The 22,948-nt window shown below is 67.4% G+C and carries 20 protein-coding genes; 15 read left to right on the plus strand and 5 right to left on the minus strand.

Annotation, left to right across the window (positions count from 1 at the left end):
• Nucleotides 1-238 precede the first annotated feature (238 nt).
• Nucleotides 239-805 (plus strand): cytochrome b, encoded by a 567-nt coding sequence (locus M673_RS19495; protein ID WP_061978392.1) that lies wholly within the window; start codon nucleotides 239-241, stop codon nucleotides 803-805.
• Nucleotides 806-1,046: 241 nt separating this feature from the next.
• On the opposite strand, the gene M673_RS23805 is transcribed toward M673_RS19495, so the two are convergent.
• Entirely contained in the window at nucleotides 1,047-1,583 is a 537-nt protein-coding gene (locus M673_RS23805) for a DDE-type integrase/transposase/recombinase (RefSeq protein WP_082639897.1), read from the minus strand.
• Nucleotides 1,584-1,817: 234 nt separating this feature from the next.
• On the opposite strand from M673_RS23805, the gene M673_RS19500 reads away from it, so the two are divergent.
• From M673_RS19500 to M673_RS19520, 5 genes are all read left to right on the plus strand, one after another.
• Nucleotides 1,818-2,252 carry a ParB N-terminal domain-containing protein gene (locus M673_RS19500; RefSeq protein WP_061978393.1) on the plus strand — a complete coding sequence of 145 codons (435 nt, stop codon included), beginning with the start codon at nucleotides 1,818-1,820 and terminating at the stop codon, nucleotides 2,250-2,252.
• Nucleotides 2,253-2,370: 118 nt separating this feature from the next.
• Nucleotides 2,371-3,366, plus strand: coding sequence for an ornithine cyclodeaminase (locus tag M673_RS19505; protein ID WP_061978394.1), 996 nt, complete (start codon nucleotides 2,371-2,373; stop codon nucleotides 3,364-3,366).
• Nucleotides 3,363-4,691 (plus strand): Y4yA family PLP-dependent enzyme, encoded by a 1,329-nt coding sequence (locus M673_RS19510; protein WP_443111191.1) that lies wholly within the window; start codon nucleotides 3,363-3,365, stop codon nucleotides 4,689-4,691. The genes M673_RS19505 and M673_RS19510 overlap by 4 nt, the downstream gene beginning before the upstream one ends.
• Nucleotides 4,688-5,752, plus strand: coding sequence for a PLP-dependent cysteine synthase family protein (locus M673_RS19515; protein ID WP_244493214.1), 1,065 nt, complete (start codon nucleotides 4,688-4,690; stop codon nucleotides 5,750-5,752). Before M673_RS19510 ends, M673_RS19515 begins: the two co-directional genes overlap by 4 nt.
• 5 nt (nucleotides 5,753-5,757) lie before the next feature.
• Complete coding sequence (locus M673_RS19520; RefSeq protein ID WP_061978396.1) at nucleotides 5,758-7,167, plus strand: MATE family efflux transporter; 1,410 nt, start codon at nucleotides 5,758-5,760, stop codon at nucleotides 7,165-7,167.
• Here the strand turns inward: M673_RS19520 and M673_RS19525 are convergent.
• From M673_RS19525 to M673_RS19540, 4 genes are read right to left on the minus strand one after another with little or no spacing between them, the layout of a single operon-like run.
• Nucleotides 7,134-7,970, minus strand: a complete 837-nt coding sequence (locus M673_RS19525; RefSeq protein ID WP_061978397.1) for an ABC transporter ATP-binding protein — start codon at nucleotides 7,968-7,970, stop codon at nucleotides 7,134-7,136. The two genes, M673_RS19520 and M673_RS19525, sit on opposite strands and share 34 nt — an antisense overlap.
• Nucleotides 7,971-7,977: 7 nt before the next feature.
• Nucleotides 7,978-9,018, minus strand: a complete 1,041-nt coding sequence (locus M673_RS19530; protein ID WP_061978398.1) for a FecCD family ABC transporter permease — start codon at nucleotides 9,016-9,018, stop codon at nucleotides 7,978-7,980.
• Nucleotides 9,015-10,052 (minus strand): FecCD family ABC transporter permease, encoded by a 1,038-nt coding sequence (locus M673_RS19535; RefSeq protein ID WP_082639898.1) that lies wholly within the window; start codon nucleotides 10,050-10,052, stop codon nucleotides 9,015-9,017. Before M673_RS19535 ends, M673_RS19530 begins: the two co-directional genes overlap by 4 nt.
• Nucleotides 10,049-11,014 carry an ABC transporter substrate-binding protein gene (locus tag M673_RS19540; protein ID WP_061978399.1) on the minus strand — a complete coding sequence of 322 codons (966 nt, stop codon included), beginning with the start codon at nucleotides 11,012-11,014 and terminating at the stop codon, nucleotides 10,049-10,051. The genes M673_RS19535 and M673_RS19540 overlap by 4 nt, the downstream gene beginning before the upstream one ends.
• A 600-nt stretch (nucleotides 11,015-11,614) precedes the next feature.
• On the opposite strand from M673_RS19540, the gene M673_RS19545 reads away from it, so the two are divergent.
• From M673_RS19545 to M673_RS19585, 9 genes are all read left to right on the plus strand, one after another.
• Nucleotides 11,615-12,385 (plus strand): aspartate/glutamate racemase family protein, encoded by a 771-nt coding sequence (locus tag M673_RS19545; protein WP_061978400.1) that lies wholly within the window; start codon nucleotides 11,615-11,617, stop codon nucleotides 12,383-12,385.
• Between the two features lie 36 nt (nucleotides 12,386-12,421).
• Nucleotides 12,422-13,339 carry an ABC transporter permease gene (locus M673_RS19550; protein WP_082639899.1) on the plus strand — a complete coding sequence of 306 codons (918 nt, stop codon included), beginning with the start codon at nucleotides 12,422-12,424 and terminating at the stop codon, nucleotides 13,337-13,339.
• A complete protein-coding gene (locus tag M673_RS19555) occupies nucleotides 13,339-14,145 on the plus strand; it encodes an ABC transporter permease (protein ID WP_061978401.1) in 807 nt (268 codons plus the stop codon). The genes M673_RS19550 and M673_RS19555 overlap by 1 nt, the downstream gene beginning before the upstream one ends.
• A 36-nt stretch (nucleotides 14,146-14,181) precedes the next feature.
• Entirely contained in the window at nucleotides 14,182-15,309 is a 1,128-nt protein-coding gene (locus tag M673_RS19560) for an ABC transporter substrate-binding protein (RefSeq protein WP_061978402.1), read from the plus strand.
• A gap of 65 nt (nucleotides 15,310-15,374) precedes the next feature.
• Nucleotides 15,375-16,445 (plus strand): ABC transporter ATP-binding protein, encoded by a 1,071-nt coding sequence (locus tag M673_RS19565; RefSeq protein WP_061978403.1) that lies wholly within the window; start codon nucleotides 15,375-15,377, stop codon nucleotides 16,443-16,445.
• A gap of 49 nt (nucleotides 16,446-16,494) precedes the next feature.
• Complete coding sequence (locus M673_RS19570) at nucleotides 16,495-18,039, plus strand: hydantoinase/oxoprolinase N-terminal domain-containing protein (protein WP_061978404.1); 1,545 nt, start codon at nucleotides 16,495-16,497, stop codon at nucleotides 18,037-18,039.
• Nucleotides 18,040-18,041: 2 nt separating this feature from the next.
• The gene (locus M673_RS19575; protein ID WP_082639900.1) at nucleotides 18,042-19,133 is read left to right on the plus strand and encodes a DUF917 domain-containing protein; all 1,092 of its coding nucleotides are present in this window, start codon (nucleotides 18,042-18,044) and stop codon (nucleotides 19,131-19,133) included.
• Nucleotides 19,133-20,221 carry a DUF917 domain-containing protein gene (locus M673_RS19580; RefSeq protein WP_061978406.1) on the plus strand — a complete coding sequence of 363 codons (1,089 nt, stop codon included), beginning with the start codon at nucleotides 19,133-19,135 and terminating at the stop codon, nucleotides 20,219-20,221. The genes M673_RS19575 and M673_RS19580 overlap by 1 nt, the downstream gene beginning before the upstream one ends.
• Nucleotides 20,222-20,309: 88 nt before the next feature.
• Nucleotides 20,310-22,934, plus strand: a complete 2,625-nt coding sequence (locus M673_RS19585) for a LuxR C-terminal-related transcriptional regulator (protein WP_061978407.1) — start codon at nucleotides 20,310-20,312, stop codon at nucleotides 22,932-22,934.
• The last annotated feature ends 14 nt before the right edge of the window (nucleotides 22,935-22,948 follow it).

Genomic DNA, 22,948 nt, shown 5'->3' on the forward strand with positions numbered 1-22,948 from the left:
ACCGTCACGATCCTCGCCATCGCTCTGCCGCGTCTGACGCCAGGGCTTTCGGCGAGAGGGTCGATGGGCCTGCCGCGCTCTTCGCTCTTCCTCGCAGACCGTCCGATCCGCTGGCTCGGGGCAAATCGATCTCTCCACCGAGCCTCCATCGAACCTGCACAGTCGGGCAATGGGCCGATGGTTCCATGGCTCGCCGACGGGACGGCGCCGCGTGCGCAGCAAACGGTAGGGAAGTCCGATGCTTCACAATAGAGAGCCGACCGCGATCCGATACCCGTCATCGATCCGGGTCCTGCACTGGACGCGTGCGGTCTTGATCCTGGGGCTTCTAGCGTGCGGCTGGTTCATGACGGGACGGGAGGAGGGGGATGCCGTCGCCGCTTTCCTTTATCCCAACCACAAGCAGTTTGGGGTCCTGGTCTGGCTGTTGGCGCTGGTTCATCTGACCCTTCGTTGGCGCATGCGCTCGACCTTGCCGCAGGAGCCCCACGGTCTGAAACCATGGGAGCGCTTCCTGTCCGCCACCGTGCAGCGCCTGATGATCGCCTTGACGATAGCAACGCCGTTCTTCGGCTATGCAATGTCGAGCAGCTTCTCACAGAGCGACGGGGTTCCGTTCTTCTTCGTCTCGCACATCCCCGAGATCATCCCGAAGAGCGACCGGCTGTTCGAGATATTCACCGCGCTTCATATGTACAGCGCCTATCTCCTCCTCGCGTGCGTCCTGCTGCATGTGTCGGGTGCCGTCTTGCACAGACTCCAGGACAAAGGCGGTGAGACCGACGTTCTCGCGCGCATGCTTTGACGGAGCACGAGAACATCCCTCAAGGCGAGAACAGAACCGTGATGCGCTGGCGCGTTTTGGAAACGCGCTCGAGATCGCGGCCCTTAACCAGCGTGTGGGAGGGCGGTGACCTTAGAAGGCTCCGTTACGGAAAGTCGCTCGGGTCGCAATGATCCTGTCCTGTCCCAGTTTCAGGCGATGAAGACTTGGAACAGCCTTCCGATGCATCGGGCTTCGGATCCTTCGGCCAAGCTGCTCGCCGTCAAGCGAAACTGGCTTTAAGGACAATCCGTATCGTCTCGAAGCCGCTTGTGGCGTTATGCGTGGTCTTTTGCGACTGAAACCCACGCACAGCACGGATTCGCTGCGTCAGCTCGCCATGATCCGACCCGAGCCGGTTGTTCAGGACTGTCACCCGCCTCTGTCGGCAGTTGGGAGCGAGCTGTCCTTTCCTTCGCAGGCAGGCGATGGCCTCATTGGGATGTGTGTTGTTGTGCGTCGAAATCACCGAAGGTCTTTCGTGCGGTGATCGGCTCAACGCCTTGGTCAGGAAACGCTTGGCAGCCTTCGTCGTGCGCGTTCGCAAGCGGTGAGGGTACAGCGTTTCGCCGCTCTCACCGATCGCGCCGTCGAGAACCATCCATTCGCAACGCACCTTCATCGACCTACCGACTGCCGCTCCAGCGGTTTGCGACAGCATCGAACGCGGCGGTCCAGTTCGGGAGAACCAGCACCACCAGCACATGCAAATCGGGATCACGTCGGGCGCAAAGTGCCGACCTATGACGGCTGCGCTCATGCTCCGCGTCCTTTACCGGTCGCCGCGCGGTTCGGACGTATCACGCCGCTCCCGTGAGTTCTCAAGCAAACTTAGAAGAGTTTCGAATTAGAACTATAACAGTTCCATGTATGAGAATTAAAACAACAGCTATTGACTGCCGATTACGCAGAATTTATCTAGCTCTCGTCCAGAACTTTGAATCCATCAACCAGCACCTTTTGAACTTCGCGCAGCCTGAGAAGGGATTTGCCGATGCCTTGCTGTCTCTTGGATGTTTTCTGTCTTGTTGCAACCGAGGATATCGATCCTGACCGCGCGAGCGAACTCGAACGCCAGATCGTTCGCGAGCAACGATGGACGCAGCCGATCGCGGTTCATAAGCGTGACTTCTTCGTCATGGATGGCCATCACCGGCTGACGGTGGCGCATCGTCTAGGTCTCGATCGCATCCCGGCCGTTCTCCTCGATTATGGTGAGGTGGACGTCATGGCATGGCGGAAAGGCGAGATCATCACGCCAAGCGATATCATCGCGATGGCCCGCAGCGGGAGGCGTTTTCCCGCCAAGACCACACGGCACATCTTCGATCCCCCGCTTCCCCTCTGCGACATTCCTCTTTCGGACCTTCGTTTGGTCCGGAACGGACACGAAACGAGCGGCACGCGACCGCTCGTCGTCCGAGCCTGATTTCAGGCCCTCACCAAAGCCAAGGCAATGTCCGCTCTGCCAGCGTCCGCGTTCCTCGCGGCGAACGCCTCATCGCGCGTCGCTTGGCCCATCCATTTCGACGAGGAGGTTCTTCCCGATGTCCAGCGCCTACCTGCACACGCCCGCCGTTCATGTGATCGCGCGAAGCGAATTGTCCGACATCGATATTCCGCCGGCCGAGGTCATCGCCCTTGTCGAGGACGCCTATCGATCCTTCGCCGAAGGCGCGTCCCGCTGCCCGACGAAGATTATGATGCCGCTGCCCGAGCCCGAGCGCGACGCCGTGTCCTACACGATGCTCGGCTATGACGGTGCGATCGAGCAGGTCGGGTTCAAGACCTCCTATCGGCAGGGAAGCGAAAGCGCCGAGAAATACTACACGACGATCAGCCTCTACGACGACACGACCGGGCTGCCGTCCGTTTTCATGGATTGCCACCGTGTCGGCGCCTCGCGCACGCCCGCGACGACGGCCATCATCGCGAAACATTGCGCGCGGGAAGGCGCCCGCTCGGCCCTGATGATCGGCACCGGCGCGCAAGGGTTGAACACGCTTCCCTATCTCCTCACCGCGCTTCCCCAGCTCGAAACGCTGCGGCTGTTCGGAACGCATCCCGACGGGATCGCCGCCAGCCACGAGACCCTGGCGCGCTATTTTCCCGATCGGCGGATCGAGATGGTGGACGATGTTCCCGATGCGGTCGGGCGATCCGACATCGTGGTGGTCGCATCGGGCCGCGCGGCGCATCCCAAGGTCAGAACGAGCTGGCTCCCGCCCGGCGGGCTTCTCGTCTCGGTCGCAAGCAAGGGGCTGGAGGCCGGCGCGCTGCATGAGGCCGACTACGCGATCGCGACCAGCGAAGGGCAGTTGGGCGTCACGGGCAAGCGCCTCGCCGGCCCGGACGGCATCGCCCGGATCGACGCCGAGCTGCCCGACATCGTCGCAGGCCGCAAGCCGGGTCGCCGGTCGGCGGAAGATCGCGTCTTCGCCTTTTCCAGCGGCATGATCATCACCGACATTCCCGTCGCCCACGCCCTGGCGACCCGCGCCATTTCGGCGGGGCGCGGCCGGAGGATCGAACTGTGGACCTGACCCCCGTTCTTCAGGCGCGCGAAGCTCCTTGGGCGAAAGCCGCGCGCCAGGACACAGCCCTGCTCGATGCCATCGCCCACGCCGTCGCCGGGCCGTTCCATCTGATCTATCCCGAGCGGTTCGCGGAAAATCTCGGTGCCTTCCAAAGCGTGCTGCGCGACCATGGCGTCCGGGGCAGCGTTTACTTCGGCAAGAAGGCCAACAAGGCCGGCGCCTGGCTTCGCGAGGTCGCGCGCCTTGGTGGTTCGGTCGATGTCGCGAGCGTGCCGGAACTCGTCCACTGTCTCGCCAACGGCATCCGGGGCGAGGACAGCGGCGTGACCGGAGCGGCCAAGAGCGACGATCTTCTCTGGCTCGCGGCGCGCCATGGCTGCACCCTCGCCATCGACGCGCTGGACGAGCTCGATCGGGCCACGGCCATCGCTGGAGGCGATCCGCCGCTGCGCATCCTGCTGCGCGTGCTTCCACCGAACAATCCCGACAGCCGGTTCGGCCTTAGCGAACGCGATCTTGAAGCGGCGCTGACGCGCTGTGCCGACTGCCGGGACAGGATCGAGATGCGCGGCTTCTCCTTCCATCTCGACGGCTATGCGGTCGCGCCCCGCGCAGAGCTCGCCGCCGCGCTGGTGGACCGGTGCCTCGACGCCCGCGAGCGCGGCTTTCCGGCCTCGGCGATCTCGATCGGGGGCGGCTTCGCCTGCGCCTATCTCGAAGAGGGCGACTGGCGCTCGTTCCAAGAGTCGCTCGATCCCTCGCAGTTTCACGCCGGCAAGCGCTTCGATCGCTTCTACCCTTACTTTCAGGCGCCGACCGGCGCGGCCATGCTGGAGGCGATCCTGCAAAGCCCGGCCGGGGCCGCGTCCCTGGCGGCCCGGCTTTCGGCGGCGGGGATCGACCTTTATCTCGAGCCCGGCCGGGCGCTTCTGGACGGCGCCGGCATGAGCGTCTTTCCCGTGCAGGGCTTCAAGCGCAACGACGCGCACGGAATCGTCACCGTCGCCGGCCTCAGCATGAGCCTGTCCGAGCAATGGAAGGGCAGCGAATACCTACCGACGCCGATCCTCGTGCAGCGCGGCCCGGCGCGGGAGCAGACGCCGGTCCAGGCGGCCGTCGGCGGATCGAGCTGCATGGAATACGACGTCCTGACTTGGCGAAAAGTCCTTTTTCCCGCCGTGCCCCGCCATGGCGACCTTCTCGTCTATCCCAACACAGCCGGCTATCAGATGGACAAGAACGAGAGCGAATTCCACCAACTCCCCCTGCCGCCCAAGATCGTCCTGACGGAGCAGGACGGGCGCTTTCTCTGGAGGACGGACGAGCGATGAGCCTGACATCCATGAAGAGCGAGCGCGTGGCCGCAAACGCGGCGGAGCTGATCGGCCGAACGCCGCTTCTGGAACTGACGCGCACGGGAGCGGGTAGCCGCCTGCTTCTGAAGCTCGAGCAGTTCAACCCGACGGGATCGACCAAGGTCCGCATGGCGAGCGAGATGATCCTCGCGGCGGAACGGTCGGGCGCGCTGAAGCCCGGCGGAACCATCGTCGAGCCGACCTCGGGCAACACGGGAACGGGCCTTGCCCTCGTCGCGATCGAACGGGGCTACCGCTTCATCGCCGTGGTCGATCACCACGCATCGAAGGACAAGCTGCGCGCGATGCAGGCGATGGGCGCCCATCTCGTCGTGGTGGGCGGCAACGGCGAAGGGCCGAGCACGGTGGAGCGACGCCGCGTCGCCGGCGAGATCGCGCGCGACACGGGCGCCTTCTGGCCCGATCAGCATCACAACCCCAACAACAATGCCGGCTATGCCACTCTCGCGGCCGAGCTGCTGGAGGATCTTGCGGGCGACGTCGACTATCTCGTCGGCGCGGTCGGGACGGGCGGCACGCTGTGCGGCACCGTCCGCGCCCTGCGCGAGCGGGGATCGGCCGTCACCAGCATCGGCGTGGAGCCCAAAGGCTCGATCATCTTCGGTGGCCCCGGCGGCAAGTATTGGCAGACGGGTGCGGGCGCGCCCGCGGGCTTCACGGTCGGGCCGAACGTCGTGCACGCGCTGATCGACGAGGGCGTGACCGTCTGCGACATGGACGCTTTCACCACGGCGCGGGGCGTGGCGCGGCGCACGGGTCTCCTCGTCGGCGGAACGGCGGGCGCCGCGATCTTCATCGCCTTGAAGCGGCTGGCCGTGGTGGAGCCGGGCAGCACGATGGTCGTGCTGGTCTGCGATGCCGGCGAGAAATATCTCGACACGCTGTATGACGACGCCTGGCTGAGGGAGCGGGGCCTTCTGAACGAGCCGGCCCATCAGCGTCTCCACCGCCTGCTGGCGGCCTTCGAGGAATCGCGGCGGCTCGCGGCGATCGACCACGCGCGGACGGGAACGTGACACCGATGTCCTCCACCTCCTCCCGCTACCGCGAGATCATCCGGCTCTCCGCGCCGATCGCCGGCATCCAGTTCGCGCAGGTCGCGCTGACCACGGTCGATCTTCTGATGATGGGCCTTCTCGGCCTCGGCGCGGTGGCCGCAGGCGGCCTCGGGCTCCTTCTCTACAACCAGCTGCGCACGATGGGCGTCGGCATGGTGACGGGGGTCGGCAATCTCGTCGCGGGCGCGGTCGGCCGCGCCGAAAAGCGCGGCGGATCGGCCGCCATCGACGCGCAGGGGCGCGAGGAGATTCGCGATCTCGTCCGCGCGTCGCTGCTGATCGCGACCGCGACGGGCCTCGCGGCGGGCGTCCTTCTCGTCGCGCTCGGCCATGCTCTGCCCCTTCTCGGGCAGGACGCGGGCGTGGCGGCGATGGCGCGGCCGATCATGCTGGCGCTCGCGCCGGGGCTGGTGCCCATGCTCTGGATGAACGTCCTGCGCCAGTTCGCCGTGGGCATGCGCAGGCCCGGCTCGCTGCTCGCGGTGACGCTGGTCTCGATCGGCGTCAACGCGCTTCTCAACGCCGTCTTCATCTATGGCTGGCTCGGGTTTCCGAAGCTCGGGCTCGCCGGCATCGGCCTCTCCACCACGCTGGTTCAGCTCTGGACCCTCGCGGTCTATTGGCGGATGGTCCGGCGCGACGCGGCGATGCGCGACCTGCTCGCCCTCGACGCCTGGCGCGCCCGTCGGGAGACGGTGATGCGCATCGCACGCATGGGCACGCCGATCGCGCTGACCTACGGGTCGGAAGCGGCCATCACCTCGATCGCCTCGCTCTTCATGGGCACGTTCGGCCCCGTCGCGCTGGCTGCGTCCAACGTGGTCAACCAGCTCGCCTATATCGTCTATCAGGCCAATATCGGCCTTTCGCACGGCACCTCGATCCTGGTCAGCCGGGCGCTGGGGCGGGGCGAGCGGGACGAGATCGGCCGGATCGGCGTGCAGGCGCTCGCCATCAGCCTCGCGCTCATGAGCGCGATCGGCCTCCTCTACGTCCTCGCGCCGCAGGCGGTGCTTCTGCCCTTTCTCGGGGAGCGGGGCGACGGCGCGGTGCTGGCGGTCGCCTCGACGCTGCTCTGGTTCGCCATCGCGCACCAGATATTCAAGGGCTCGCAGAACATCTGCGTCGGCCTCCTGCGCGGGCTTGGCAACACCAAGGCGGGCCTCGTCAACACGCTGATCGGCTATTGGCTGATCGGCATCCCGGCCATGGCCTTCTGCGCCTATGCGACGGGATGGGGCGCCTATGGCGTCTGGTTCGGCCTGTGCCTCGGCTTCGGGGCGACCAGCCTCCTTCTGTGGCTGCGTTTCACGGTGGAACTGCGCCGCCTCGCGGCCGCTCACGCCGGGGGAGAAGGCGTCCCGGCGGCCTGAGGCGCGACACGCACAGAGCCATGCCGCCGCAGGAGATCGACATCGAAATGCGGGGGCGCGTCGGGGGCCAGATCCACGAAGCGTCCCTGCACGCGGAACACGCGCTCGATCAGCCCGCTGGCCGCGAGCGCCCCCGGCTCGCCGTCGAAGACGCGGCGCCCCGCTTCCAAGACGCTGATCCGATCGGCCACCGACAGGGCCTGGTTGAGATCGTGGATCGCCATGACGACCGCGACCCCGCGCTCGCGGCTGAGCCGATACACGAGATCGAGAAGCTCCACCTGATGGCCGATGTCCAGGAAGGTCGTCGGCTCGTCCAGAAACAGGATGCGCGCTTCCTGCGCGAGCGCGGCGGAAATCCAGGCGCGCTGCCGCTCGCCGCCCGAAAGATCGCTCAAGGGACGCTGGGAAAAGCGCGCGAGCCCGGTGCATTCCAGCGCCCAGGCGATCGCCGCCTCGTCGCCCTCGCCGTAGGTCCTGAACAGGCCGACATGGGCGAAGCGCCCCTGCCGCACGAGCTGCCCGACCGTCATCTCGTCGGGCGCCACCGGCTGCTGGGGCAGGAAGGCAAGCCGGCGCGCCAGATCCCGCCGCCCCATGGCGAAGACGGAACGACCTTCGATCTCCACCCGGCCGCCGGCTGCCCGCACGAGCCCGGCCAGCGCCTGAAGCGCCGTGCTCTTGCCCGAGCCGTTGGGGCCGATCAGCGCCCGAACCTCGCCGGGTTCGAGCTGGAGGGAAAATCCGCTGAGCGCCGTTCTCTGGCCATAGCGGACGGTGAGGTCGCAAGCGTTGAGGATCATGGGTCGCTCATGGCGTTCGACGTAGAAGGACGATCAGCAGCGGCACGCCGCACAAGGCGGTGACGACGCCGATCGGGATTTCGTCGGCCCGGCCGAGAAGGCGGCCGAGGAGGTCGCAGAAGGTGACCGTGCTCGCGCCGAGCACCACCGTCAGCGGCAGCACGAGCGGGAAATGCCCGCGCGCCAGCCGGCGGGCGAGATGGGGCACGATCAGCCCGACGAAGACGATGGGCCCCACCGCGCCGACCGCGCTCGCGGCAAGCGCGCAGGACACCAGCAGCACCAGCGAGAAGCTCCTGGCGTAGGCGAGGCCGAAGGAGCGCGCGACGGCGGGTTCGAAGCGCAGGAGTTCGAGCGGGCGCCGCAAGAGCGGCAGGACCGCCAACCCCGCGAGCGTGAAGGGCGCGAGGAAGACGGCGTGTTCCCAGCGCCGCGCGTAGAGGCTACCCGACAGCCATTCGAGCAGGACCTCCATCCGCGTCGAGCCCCAGCCCGCCACGATCCCCAACGCCACGGCCTGCAACAGCGCGCCCATCGCGACGCCGCAAAGCGTCAGCCGCAGGGCTCCGAGATCGTGGCGCAGGGTCATGAGATAGATGAAACCGCCGGCCGCGAGCCCGCCCAGCATTCCCACCGCCGGGAGCCAGGACAAGGGAAGCTCGACCACGGTGTTGGAGCCGGGATCGTGGCTGTAGACCGCGATCATCAGGAACAGGGTGACCGCGAGCGTCGCCCCTTGCGACACGCCCATCAGGGACGGATCGGCCAGCGGATTGCGGGTGATGGTCTGGAGCAGGAAACCGGCGGTGGCGAGCTGCATCCCGGCCAGCATGCCCGTCACGATCCGGGGCAGGCGGATGTCGAGGATGATCGAGCGCGCTCCGGCGCTCCCGCCCCCGGCCAGAACGTCAGCGACATCGCGCAAGGGCAGGTCCGCGACGCCGAAGAGCACCGCGACGAGCGGGGCGGCCAGCGTCAGGCCGACCAGCGCCGGCAAGAGCCAGCGTGCCGGCGGGCGGGCGGCGAGCGAGGGTGCCAGCGGCGTCATCGGCATGCCTCGACAGCCAGGGCGCGCGGGCGCTGAACGAGATACAGAAAGACCGGACCGCCGATCAGCGCGGTGACGAGGCCGACCGGCAGTTCGCGCGGCGCCGCGATGCTGCGGGCGATCAGATCGGCGAGCACTGTCGTCAAACCGCCGATCGCGGCGGCGAGCGTCATGGCCCATCCCGATCCGGGCGGGCGAAGAAGCCGGGCGATATGCGGCGCGGCAAGGCCCACAAAGGCGATGGGACCGGCGACCGGCACGATGCCGGCGACCGGCAGCACGGCGAGAAAGAGCACGAGGGGCCGCCAGAGCGCCAGCCTCAGGCCCATGCCCATGGCCGCGCCCTCGCTTAAGGAAAGAAGATCCACGACGCGGTGGATCGACAGGGCGCCCGCCAGCGCAACCGCCACGAAAGGTGTCATGGCGGCGAGCTGCGGCCAGGACCGGCCCTGCAATCCGCCCGCCAGCCAAAACAGGAGCGAGGGAACCTGCGGGCCGCTCAGAAGCAGGACATAGGTCGTGACGGCATGGAGAAAGAGGGACACGCTCATGCCGCCGAGCGCCAGATGCAGCGGGCTTGCCATCCGCCCCGAGGCGATCAGGAAAGTCGCCGAGGCCGCGGCCATGCCGCCCGCGAAACCCACCAGTGGATACCAGACCGACGAAAGGGCAGGCCAGAACACGAACGCGGCGACGATCGGGGCCACCGCGCCGGCGCTGACGCCCGTGAGACCCGGCCCGGCGAGCGGATTGCGCGTCAGCGCCTGAAGCAGAAAGCCGGCCAGCGCCAGCCCCGCCCCGGCCAGAAAGGCCGCGAGGCTGCGCGGCAGGCGCAGCGTCCAGACCAGGATCGTGTCGACGCGCCCCGCTTTCGAGACAAGCGCGTCGAGCACGGTGCCGGAGGGCAGCGTGCGATCGCCGATCGCCAGCCCGCCGGCGATCGCCAGCGCGGCCAGCACGAGGAGAAGGCCGGTCAGGACCGGCATCCGAAGCGCCTCGCCGCGCGGCGGCGAGGCTGCGCGGCGGGTTGTCATTTCCGGATGTCGGCGGGGATCAGCTTGGCCGCCTCGGCCCGAACGTCCACGGCCGGGAACGTGTCGGGGTAGAGATAATGCGCGGCCTCGCGCAGCACGATCTCGCGGGCGATCGGGCCGTTGGTCTCCACCCATTGATCGCCGACATAATGGACCCGCTTGTTCTTGACGGCGGAGAGCTGGCTCCAGATCGGGTTGTTCTCCTGCGGGCGATCCGGGCCGCTGTCGTAGACGAAGATGACCTCGGGGTCCTTCTCCAGCATGGCTTCGAGGCTCATCTCCATGCCGAAGCGGCCGCCCTGCGTCATCGGCCCGACGATGTTGTCGCCGCCGAGCGCGGCGACGATCGAGGCGGCCGTGTTCTCTGTATGGAAGGAGAAGGGCGTGTCGCCGGCCCACATGATCTGGAAGCGGGGATGCAAGTCCTTGGGAGCCTTGGCGACATAGTCCGCGAGATGCTGCCTGAAGGAGGCGTTCAGCGCCTCGCCCTTCTCCGGCTGCCCGAAGGCCTTGGAGAGTTCGGCGACTTCCCGGAAGCTCTCGTCGTACCGCTCGATATTGAAGGCGAGATAGGGGGCGATCTTCTCGTAGGAGGCGGCGTTGCCGACGGTGTAGCGCTTCATCGCGACGATAAGATCGGGCTTGGCCTGGCTGACCAGCTCGAGATTGGGCTTGGCGCGCTGCCCGAGCGACGCCATGTCCTTGGTCAGGCCAAGCAGAAAGTCGGGATCGCGCCCCTTGGTCATGTAAGTGACGGCGAAACGACTGGGAGCGACGCCGAGCGCCAGTCCGACATCTACAGCCAGATACGAGACGGCGGCAACGTTGCGCGGGTCTGAAGGAACCTCGACACTGACGCCGCGATCATCCGTGATTGGAATCGTTCTGTCACCTGCCAATGCGGGACAAGCGAGGGACAGGACAAGGAGCGAAGCGGATAATACTTTGGAATGTTTCCACATCTGCTACGACTTTCTTTCGCAACGTCGATCGTTGCGACTGTTAGCCGCATAACATGATAAATACAATCATATTTTAAGGTGGCAAAGACGTCCCGTTGCGACGCCAAATCGTTGCAGGGTGATCCCCTTCTGTTCCGTATCGAGGTGATGGAGACCTGAGATGGTTTCCGAGGTGCGGAGCTTTTGGTCCGCCACGGTCCTAACGCGCAGCGATCGGCATCCCCGGCGTGTTCTGGCGCGACGCAGGCGAAGCGACGATGCGCCGGCCGGTCAGAACGCTTGCCCCCAACTCGCAGACCTTGGCCAGGCTGAGGATCAGGGTCGAACCGAAATGCTCTGTCTCGCAGCCCTTTGGAAAAACCAGGGTTGGGTAGGAGGAGCGCGGCCGTTGACTGCTTCTTAAGCAAAATAAGCACCGGCGCCTCGTCGTGCAGCGCGCGCTTCTCGAAATTAGGTTGCACTATCCAAACGGGTAGGATGTTGAGGCCAAACGCCGAAATCCCGCGCTACCAATCGAGGGCAGGCCTATCCATCTGCGCGATTTCGCGAGAGGCCGATCCGGCGCACCATTCCGTTACGACGAAATCGGATGAGGGTGTCATGCACGATCGCTCCGTTCATGTTCGGGTGGTTTCACCGATCACCACGCGCGGCTTTCGCCGCGTCGAGGATCTGGAAGCCTTGGGATATCCCGGGCTTGTGGTGTCGGGGTCGCAGATCGACTTCGGGCCGGGATCGATCGAAAGCGAATTCGAGACCGCCGTCTGCGCGCCCGATACGATCCGCAAGATCGTCGAGGCCGAGCGCGAGGGGGTGGACGCGGTCGTGATCGACTGCATGGCCGATCCGGCGCTGCGCGCCGCCCGCGAGGCGGTCCGCATTCCCGTGGTCGGGCCGAGCCAGGCAGCCATGCATATCGCCGCCATGCTCGGTCACCGCTTCTCCGTGATCACCGTTATGCGGCGGCTGCGCGCCCAGTTCGAGAACGCCGCGGCCGTGCATGGTCTGGCGTCGCGCATGACTTCTGTCCGCCATGTCGACATCCCTGTCCTGGCATTGGAGGACGATCTCGACGCCACGAAGCGCCTTCTGGTCGAGCAGGCGCGGCTCGCGGTCGAGATCGACGGCGCCGAGGCCGTGATCTTTGGCTGCACCGGGCTGCTCGGCTGCGCCAGCGCGGTTCGCGACGGGCTCCTCTCCCACGGCATCGACATTCCGGTGGTGGACCCGATCCCCAACGCGGTGAACGTCGCGGCGGCGCTCGTTCGCTCCGGCCTGACGCAGAGCGCGCTGACCTATCCGCCGCCGCCGGAAAAGGAACTGCTCGGCTTCGAGCCGTTGAAGGCGAGCCGCCTCTTGGCGGCGGAGTAAGGCATTCCCGAGGTTCAGCAAAGAGAAGCGAGCGGCATGGACGCAACCCAAGCTCTGAGAACGCCACGGGACCGGGCGAAAGCCACTGTCCTCACCCGTCTCCCGCGCCCCGGCCTCTGGCTCCTGGCCTTGCCCGCCTCCCTGTTCTTTCTGGCCTTCTTCGTCCTGCCCACGGCGTCGCTCTTCGCCCTGTCCTTCAACAAGGGCGTCGCGGGCAGTGTCGCCTTCACCTCGGCCCTGACGATCGAGAACTATGTGCGGGTGTTCACCCGCGCGATCTATTATGAGGCGATCGGCCGTTCGGTCGGGATCGGAATTCTGGTCTCGCTCCTGTGCCTCGCGCTCGGCTATCCCCTGGCCTATGTCATCGCCAAGACCACGCATCCCGGGCGCAACGCCTTTCTGATGATCCTGGTCCTGTCCTCCATGCAGCTCGACATGGTGATCCGGCTCTACGGGCTGATGGTGCTGCTCGGCGACAACGGCCTCGTGAACGGCGCGCTGGTCGCTTCGGGTCTGGTTTCCGGTCCGCTGCCGCTGATGTACAATCTGTTCGGCGTGGTGGTCGGCCTCGTGCAGGTCACGCTGCCCTTCATGGTGATCTCGCTGATCGGCGTCATCAAGGCGATCCCGCCGTCCTACGAGGAGGCGGCGCGCTCGCTCGGCGCCTCCCGCTGGGCCGCCTTTCGCGCTGTGGTGCTGCCGCTTTCCATGCCGGGCATCCTGTCGGGATCGCTCCTCGTCTTCGCGCTGTCGATCTCCTCCTATGTCGTGCCCGCCCTGATGGGCGGCTGGAAGGTGGTGACGCTGCCGATCCACATCTACCAGCAGATCGCCGAGGCGGGCCGCTGGCAGTTCGGCGCCGCGATCGCCGCCGTTCTGTTCCTGACCAGCCTCCTGGCGGTCGCGGTCTATCAGGTCGCCGCGCGGCGCACGGCCGGAGGGCGAGCCTGATGCGCGGCGGCGAGACGATCCCCCTGCCGTTCAAGATCGGCGCCGCCATCGCGCTGACGGTGCTCTTGGTTCCCGTTCTGATCGTGATCCTGACCGGGCTGAACTCGGGTGACTATCTGACCTTTCCGCCCCAGGGCCTCTCCTTCCGCTGGATCGAAGCCTTCCTGACCTCGCCGACCTTCGTGCCGGCCTACCTCTTCTCCTTCAAGCTCGCGGCGGCGGCGACGCTCGTCTCCACCCTGATCGGCACGGCGGCGGCGGTCTGGCTGTCGCGCACGCTCAGCCCGCTCGGCGCGGTTCTGCGCACGCTCTTCGTCCTGCCGCTGGTTCTGCCGGGCGTCGTTCTCGGCCTTGCGCTCTACGTCTTCTTCACGACGAGCGGGATCGGTCTGGCCCGATCCTTCACCGGCCTTCTCGTCGGCCACGTCATCGTCACCACGCCGCTGGTGATCGCAACCGTGACGGCCGCGCTGGTGGATTTCGACCGTTCGCTGGAGGAGGCGGCCCGCGCGCTCGGCGCGTCGCCGCTCGGTGCCTTCCGCCGCATTACCCTGCCGATCATCATGCCCGGCATCTCGGCGGGCGCGCTCTTCGCCTTCATCGTCTCCTTCGGCCAGTTCGAGGTGACGCTGTTTCTCGCCTCGCCCGACACCCAGCCCCTGCCGATCGCGATCTACACCTCGCTGCGCTACCGGTTCGAGCCGACCGCCGCTGCCGCCGGCATCTTCGCGATCCTTCTCGTGATCGCCTCGACCGTCCTGACCTCACGCCTCGTCAATTTCCGCCGCCTGTTCGGCGGACGCTGAAGGCCACGCGCCGTTTCCACCCCGGAGAAGAACGCCATGACCGACACCCATGACAAGACCTCCCTGCAGCCGAACCGGCGGCAGATCCTCAAGGCCGGCGCCGCCTTCGGACTGGCGGCCTCCGGGGTCAATCTCTTCGCCATCAACCACGCCTTCTCGCAGGACGTGGCCTATGACGGCACCCCGTTCGACGCCGGCGGCGCCACGATCACGATCGCGGAATGGGGCGGGTTCTGGCAGGAAACCCAGCGCAAGCTGCTGCTCGACCGGTTCGAGAAGGACTTCAACTGCCGCGTCCAGTACGACAGCTCCTTCCCCTGGTTCCCCAAATTCGTGGCCGGCGGGCCGAAGAACCCGGCCTACGCCGTGACGAACTGGAACCTGCCGGAAATGTTCAAGACGGCCGGGGCGGGGGACTATTTCCTGCCGCAGGAGGAACTGCTGGCCAACATGCCCAATGCCAAGGGCGTCTGGCCCTTCGCGACCGCCAACGGGCTCGGCGTGACCTGGGCCTTCTCGCGCTATTGCTGGGTCTACCGCACCGACACCGGAATCGCACCGCCCACCAGCTTCAAGGATTTCTGGGACGCGCGCTATGCCGGCAAGCGCGGCACCTATGTCACCACCAACACGCTGCAGATGGATTTCTTCCTGGCCGCCGCCATGAATTTCGGCAAGGACCAGTACGATCTCGACGCCGGATACGAGGCCATGCGGGCGGCCGTGCCGCTGAAGATCTCGGACTTCACCGGCAACATGCAGGCGCTGGTGGAGCGCGGCGAGGTCGAGATCGCCGTCCAGAACGACGGCGAGGTCTATCTGCAGAAGGCCAAGGGCGTGCCGGTGGACGCCTGGATCTGGGACAATCCCAAATCGATCCTGACGCAGACCAAGACCGTCAGCCGCTATCTCGAGCCGACGCAGAAGAAGCTCGCGCTCGCGCTGGTAGATCGCACGCTCGACCCGGCCTATCAGACCGCGATCGGCGAGGTGTTCTTCTACCGGCCGAGCCACCGCGACGCCAAGCTGCCCGAAGGCCTGAAAAGCCAGGGCGTCGAAAACACCGCCAACGCCCTCGACGGCCTCTTCATGCCGGACTGGAAGAGCTATCTCGAAAACGAGGACGACATCGTCGAGACCGTCAACGAGATCTTCGCCTCCTGACGCCTTGCCGGGCTGGCCCGAAGGCCGGCCCCTTCGCCTCGCACCCCGCCGCAGGACCCGCGCCCGTGACCGACATCCGGCTCATCAAGCTGACCAAGAGCTACGGCGCCTCGCGCGCCGTCGACAACGTCGAACTGCACATTCGCGACGGTGAGTTCTTCTCGCTTCTCGGCCCGTCCGGCTGCGGCAAGTCCACGACGCTGCGCATGATCGCGGGCTTCGTGGACCCGAGCGAAGGGCGCATCTGGCTGGGGGAGGACGATGTCACCCAGCGGCCGCCCGAGCAGCGCAACATCGGCATCGTGTTCCAGAACTACGCGATCTTTCCGCATATGGACGTGGCCGCCAACGTCGCCTTCGGGCTGCGCATGCGCAAGGTCGCCAAAGCCGAGATCGGGCGCAAGGTCGAGGCCGTGCTCAACCAAGTGGGCCTGAAGGGATACGGCGAGCGCTACGCCCGGCAATTGTCCGGCGGCGAGCAGCAGCGCGTGGCGCTGGCGCGCGTTCTCGTCACGCAGCCTCGCATCCTGCTGCTCGACGAGCCGCTTTCGGCGCTCGACAAGAACATGCGCGAGGAGATGAAGTTCTGGATCAAGGATCTCCAGCGCTCGCTCGGCATCACCACCGTCTACGTCACCCATGATCAGGACGAGGCCCTGACCATGAGCGACCGGATCGGCGTGATGCAGCGCTCCCGGCTCGTGCAGGTCGGCACGCCGGAGGACATCTACGAGCGGCCCGAAACGCTCTTCGTCACCAGCTTCATCGGCCATTCCAACCTGATCGACGTCGAGATCGCGACCGTCTCCGAACGGCGCTGCCGCGTCCGCTTCGGCGGAACCGAGTTCGAGGCGCGGGCGGGCGAGGGGGTCGAGGTTCAGCGGGGTGCCAAGCTCGTGGTGCGCCCCGAGAACGTCCTGATCGACGGCGAGGCGCTGCCCCCCGGCGTCGTGCCGTTTCCCGCGAAGATCCTGTCGGAGACCTACCAGGGTCCGATCGTGCGCTACCGGCTCGCCGTCGGCGGGGCCGAGATCGTGGCGGAGCGGCAGAACCAGATTCATCAGCCGCGCTTCGCGCCCGGCGCGTCCGTTCTGGCGGGATGGGACCCCGGGCGCTGCGAGGCGCTCGCCGTCTGACCGCCGGCCCCTTTCAAACTTCAGTCCCAGACCTTCGAGGAAACACCCCATGCGGATCGGAATCGACGTGGGCGGCACCAACACGGATGCCGCTCTCATGGACGGCCTGCGCGTCGTCGCCGCCTGCAAGTCGCCCACCACCGCCGACGTCTCGTCCGGCGTCGTGGCCGTCCTGCGCGAGGTTCTCCAGCGTAGCGGCGTCGAGGCGGGCGCGATCCAGGCCGTCATGATCGGCACCACGCATTTCACCAATGCCGTGGTCGAGCGGCGCCGCCTGCTGGAGGTGGCCGCCATCCGGCTCGGCCTGCCGGCGACGCGCGCCCTTCCGCCCATGACCGACTGGCCCGACGACCTCGCCACGACGCTCGGCCGCCACGGCTACATGGTTCGCGGCGGACACGAGTTCGACGGGCGCGAGATCGCGCCGCTGGACGAAGCCGAGATCCTTCGCATCGCCCGGGAGATCCGCCAGAAGGGCCTTCGCTCGGCTTCCGTCACCTCGGTCTTCTCGCCCGTGACGCCGATCATGGAGCAGCGCGCCGCCGAGATCCTGCGCAACGAGGTGCCCGACATCGCTCTTTCGCTCAGCCACGAGATCGGCCGGGTCGGCTTTCTGGAGCGCGAGAACGCGGCGATCATGAACGCCTGCCTCGCCGACCTGTCCAGGCACGTCGTCGCCTCGTTCCGCCAGGCGCTGCGCGACATGAACATCTCCGCGCCCTTCTTCATCAGCCAGAACGACGGGACGCTGATGACGCCCGAGCATGTCGAGCGCTATCCCGTTCTCACCTTCGCCTCCGGCCCCACCAACTCGATGCGCGGCGCGGCCATGCTGGCGGGCGAGAAGGAGGCGATGGTGGTCGATATCGGCGGCACGACCTCCGATGTCGGCATGCTGATGCAGGGCTTCCCGCGCGAGTCGGCCGTGGCGGTGGACATCGGCGGCGTGCGCACGAACTTCCGCATGCCGGACGTGCTCGCCGTCGGGCTCGGCGGCGGCTCGCGGGTGCGCGAGGACGGGCGGCGCATCGGGCCGGACTCGGTCGGCTACGAGATCACCTCCAAGGCCCTCGTGTTCGGCGGCGACACGCTGACCACGACCGATATCGTCGTGGCCGCCGGGCTCGAAGACATCGGGGACCGCTCGCGCGTGGCGCATGTTCCGGCCGCAACCGTGGAGGCCGCGCTCGCCACGATGCACCGCATGGTGGACGAGGCGGTGGATCGCATGAAGACATCGGCCCAGCCGCTTCCGGTGGTGCTGGTGGGCGGCGGCTCGATCCTCGTGTCGCGCGACCTTCCCTCCGCCTCGCGCGTGATCCGGCCCGAGAACGCCTCGGTCGCCAACGCGATCGGCGCCGCCATCGCGCAGGTCGGCGGCGAGGTGGACCGCATCTATTCGCTGGAGGGCACCTCGCGGGAAATCGTTCTCGACGGCGCGAAGCGGGAGGCTACCGAACACGCCGTTCGTGCCGGCGCAGCGGCGGGTTCGGTGAAGATCGTCGATATCGAGGAGGTTCCGCTCGCCTACCTGCCGGGCTCGGCGACGCGCATCCGCGTGAAGGCCGTCGGCGACCTCGTGATTGGAGCCTGACGATGAAGCTCAATTCGGAAGACCTGAAGGACCTGGCGCTGGGCGCGGCCTTTCTGGGAACGGGGGGCGGGGGCGATCCCTATGTCGGCCGGCTGATGGTGCAGCAATGTCTCGACGAGGGGCTGGAGGTCGAGGTGATCGACCCCTCCGAGCTCAGCGACGATGCGCTGGTGATCCCGACCGCGATGATGGGCGCGCCGACCGTCCTGGTGGAGAAGATCCCGAGCGGCGACGAGGCCGTGAATTCGCTGCGCTCGCTGGAGCGGCATCTCGGCCGGAAGGCTCAAGCGACGATGCCGATCGAGATCGGCGGCATCAATTCCACCATTCCGCTGGTGGTCGGCGCGCGCCTCGGCCTGCCGATCGTGGATGCCGACGGGATGGGTCGCGCCTTCCCGCAACTCGAAATGGAGACCTTCGGTGTCTATGGTGTGTCGGGCAGTCCGATGGTCGTCTCCGACGAGGACGGCGATCAGGCGCTGATCATGGCGCGCGACAACCGCGAGATGGAATGGCTGTCGCGCGGGGTCGCCATCCGCATGGGCGGCTGCGCCTACATCGCGGAATACGCCATGTCCGGCGCGGACGTGAAGCGCACGGCCATTCCCAACACGCTGACGCTCGCCATGCGCATCGGCCGGACCCTGCGCGAGGCCAAGTCGCGCCATCTCAACCCGTTCGACGCCCTGCTCGAGCTCCTGCCTCAGACGCTCTACCATCACGGCCGCATCATCTTCACCGGCAAGATCGCCGACATGAGGCGGGAAACGCGCAACGGCTTCTCGCTCGGCTCCGCCCGCATCGAGGGGCTGGGGCGCTTCTCCGGCACGATGGAGATCGAGATCCAGAACGAGAACCTCATCGCGCGCGTCGACGGCGTGGTGAAGGCCATCGTGCCCGACCTGATCTGCATCATGGATTCCGAGACCGCCGAGCCGATCACCACGGAAAATCTGCGCTACGGACAGCGCGTGTCGGTCATGGCCGTGGCGGTTCCCGAGATCATGCGCACGCCCGAGGCGCTGGCCGTGTTCGGGCCCTCCTGTTTCGGCCTCGACCACCCTTTCATTCCTATCGAGACGATGGCCCTCTGATGCGCACGATCACCATCGACGATCTGGACGACCTCGCCATTGGCGCGGCCATTCTCGGCACGGGCGGGGGCGGGGACCCCTATATCGGCAAGCTCGTCGCCCGCGCCGCGCTGGCCGAGCATGGGCCGGTGCCGCTCCTGGCCTTGGACGATGTGCCGGACAGGACGCAGGTCGTCGCCTGCGGCGCCATGGGCGCGCCCACGATCCTGATCGAGAAGCTGCCGGGCGGCGACGAGATGGAAGCGGCCTTCGCGGCCTGGGAAAACCGGACCGGGAAACGGGTCGAGGCGGTGATCCCGTTCGAGGCGGGCGGCGTCAACTCCATGGTGCCGATCGCGATCGCCGCGCGGCGCGGCCTTCCCGTGATCGACGCCGACGGCATGGGGCGCGCCTTTCCGCAGCTCGAAATGGAAACCTTCAACGTCTACGGCGTGCCGGCCTGCCCGACGGCTCTCGCCGACGAGAAGGGCAATGTCTCCGTCATCGAGACGCGCGGCGCGGCCGAGGCCGAATGGATCGCGCGCGGCCTGACGATCCGCATGGGCGGCCAGTCCTATGTCGCCAATTACGGGATGGACGGCGCCACCGCGCGCCGCGTTTCCGTGCCCGGCACCATGTCGCTGGCAATCGGCATCGGCCGGACGCTGCGCGAGGCGAAGGCGGGCAAGCGCGATCCGATCGAGGCGCTCGTCGCCTTCTTCGCACAGACGCATTACGGCTATGCTCGCCTGATCGGCGCCGGCAAGGTCGCCGACCTGTCGCGGCGGGAGGTCAACGGCTGGTCGGTCGGAACCGTGCGCATCGAGCCTTTCGAAGCGGACGCCGAGCCCATCCTGGTCGAGATCCAGAACGAGAATCTCGTGGCCGAGCAGGGGGGCCAAGTGCTCGCCGTCGTGCCCGACCTGATCGCGATCCTCGATCTCGACACGGCGGAGGCCATTCCGACCGAGCGCCTGCGCTATGGGCAGCGGGTCAACATCCTGGCCGTGCGCGTGCCGCCGATCATGCGCACGCCCGAGGCTCTGGCCGTGTTCGGCCCGGCCGCCTTCGGTCTCCCGCATACCTATCGTCCGCTCGCGGCGGACTGATCGGCCCTTGCGTCCCGGCGAGCCAAGTCTGATCTTGGAGCTTACCGGAATCAAGGGAGCGATCGGCGGGGTGAGGGCGGTTTCGAGCTTGGCCCATGGGCGGTCCGACCGCTTCCGCCCGCCGCGCCGCGCGGCCGGCAGCCTGGAGCGTCGGCAACTCGTCGCCAGGGTCCTGGCCGGGTTGGATGGTCAGATCGTTCTCGTCCAGGCGCCTGCCGGCTACGGCAAGACCGAGCTTCTCTCGTCCGGTTTCGAAAGCCTGCGCTCGGCGGGGGAGCAGGTCGTCTGGCTGACCGCCGACACGCGAAACGGCGCGGCCTTTGCCAACGAACTGGCCCAAGCGGCGGGGTTCACCGATCTGGCGGCCGATCCCGGGCTGAGCTTGGACCGGATTCTCGATGCGTTGGTCGCCATCCCCGCGCCGCGCGTCACGATCTTTCTGGATGGCTTCGCTAGGGATTACGAGGGTCTGGCCTCGCTCCTGGCCGCTCTTCCCGACAAGCTGCGGGTGGTGGTCTCGATGCGGGCCACACCCAGCGCGCCCCTGTCGAGATTTCGCATGCGTGGTCTCCTCGCGGAGATCGGCGCCGACGATCTCGCCTTCGCCCGCAACGAGATGCGCCATCTCTGCGGCTCGCTCGCGCCCGGCGACCTCGAAACCCTTCAACTGGCGACGCGGGGCTGGCCCGCGCTGGTGAAGCTGATCGTCCCCCGGCTCGCCGGTGCGATCGACCCGCACGAGCGATCCCGCCTGCTTTCCGGGCTGCACGGCGACATCCGAACCTTTCTGCGCGAGGAGATCCTCTCCGGATGGACGGCGGACATCCGGGAGCTCCTTTTGGCCGCCGCGATCCTGGACGAGATCCATCCCGCCTTCGCCTGCCGGCTGGCCGGGCTGGACGAGACGCGGGCGGCGGAGCGCCTGGAGGCGCTGTACCCGATCGTCGCCCCTCTGGCGGAGCGACCGGGCTGGTTCCTCCTGCATCCGCTGGTGCGCGGCGTTCTGGCGCTCGATCTGCCCGCCGCCCTGGTGAAGACGCGCCATTCGCAGGCGGCGGCCCTGTTCGCCTCGGACGGGCAGATCGTCAAGGCGGTCCACCATGCGGGGAAGGCCGAGGATTTCGGCTTCGCCGCCAACACGATCCGGGCGGCGGGCGGCGTGGACCTCTTCCTGCGCGCCGGCTACACGGTGCTGCGCCGGCTCCTGGACGGGCTGCCGCCCTCCGTCGTCCACGCCTCGCCCGGCCTTCGCCTCTGCGCCGCGCTGGTGATGGCGAAGGAAGGCCAGATCCGCGCGGCCCGCGAAGCGCTGGACGAGCTGAAGGGCCTCACCGGCGAGGATGCCGAGGCCGAACTGCCCGAACAGGTCCTCGTCCATATCGACTGTCTCTTCGACGCCTACGAGGACCGCCATCTCGGCGACGAGCAGATCGACTGGCTGGAAGCGCGGCTGCGCTCCTATCGCCTGAAGGACACCTGGGAGCGCGGCTGGTTGCACAATCATCTCTGCATCGCCCATACGAGGCGCGGTGGGCTGCGGCAGGCGCGCATCCATGCGGTCAAGGCGCTCGACTGCTACCGGGAGGAGGGCGCCGCCTATGCGCAGACCTTCATGCTGATCCATCTGGCTCTCGTGAACCTTCTCGGCGGTCGCCTGGCGGCCGCCGCGACCTACGCCCGGCAGGCCGAGGACCTCGTTCAAAGAACGCAGTGGACGGACGAAAACCTTCTCGCCATCGCGCGCATTCCCATGGCCGAGATCCTCTACCGACAGGGGCATGTGCGCGCCGCCGACGCCATGCTGGCCGAGGCGCTGCCGATCGTCTCGCGTGGGGAAGGCTGGGTCGATGTCTACACGAGAGGCTTCGTCACCTTCGCCCGCTGCCGCTACCGACTGGGCGGCGTGGAAGCGGCGCTGCGCGTGGCCGACGACGCGCGCGATGTCGCGGAAGACCGGGGCCTGCCGCGCCTGCGCCTCGTCGCGGACATTCTTCGGGTCGAGACCCTGACCTCCGCCCTGATGCTTTCGCCGGCGCGCGAGGCCGCAGCAGCGCTGCCCGACCCGGAGCGCGATGAGGGCTGGCCGGCGCGCCGCCAGCAGCGCGACGGGCAGGTGACGCTGGCAAGGCTGAGGCTCCGGGGCGGCGATGCGGCCGGGGCGCGGGCCGACCTTCTCGCCTTCCTGGCCGGCGCGCGCGAGGAGGACGACGCGCTGAGCGGTCTGACCGCGCAGATCCTTCTGGCGGAGGCTGCGTTTTCCTGCGGCGACGCGGAGGCGGCGCGTCTCCATCTCGAGCGCGCGACCCAACTGGCCAAGCCGCAGGATCTTCTGGAGCCCTTCGTGTTCGAGGGAGAGCCGTTCCGCGAGACCGTGCGGGGCATGGTGCGGCGCTGGGGCCTCAGCGCCTTCGAGCAGGACAGCGCCGCCTTTCTGAACCGCATCCTCGCCACCGGCGAGGACGGCGGTCTTCGCCCGCGAGAGGGTCTGCTCTCGGTTCGCGAAGCCGATGTCCTGTCTCTCCTGGCGCAGGGGCTCAGCAACAAGGAAATCGCCCGCGAACTCGGCGTCACGGAGGCGACCGCGAAGTTTCACCTGAAGAACCTCTTCGCCAAGCTCGGCGCCAGTCGGCGCACGATGGCCGTTTCGCTGGCGCGGGCCATGGGGCTCCTCGGAGGCGCCCCGGAAACCCACATCGCCCATGCGGGAGATTGATCGCTTCGAAATGG

The sequence above is a fragment of the Aureimonas sp. AU20 genome, assembly GCF_001442755.1.
Lineage (GTDB): Bacteria > Pseudomonadota > Alphaproteobacteria > Rhizobiales > Rhizobiaceae > Aureimonas.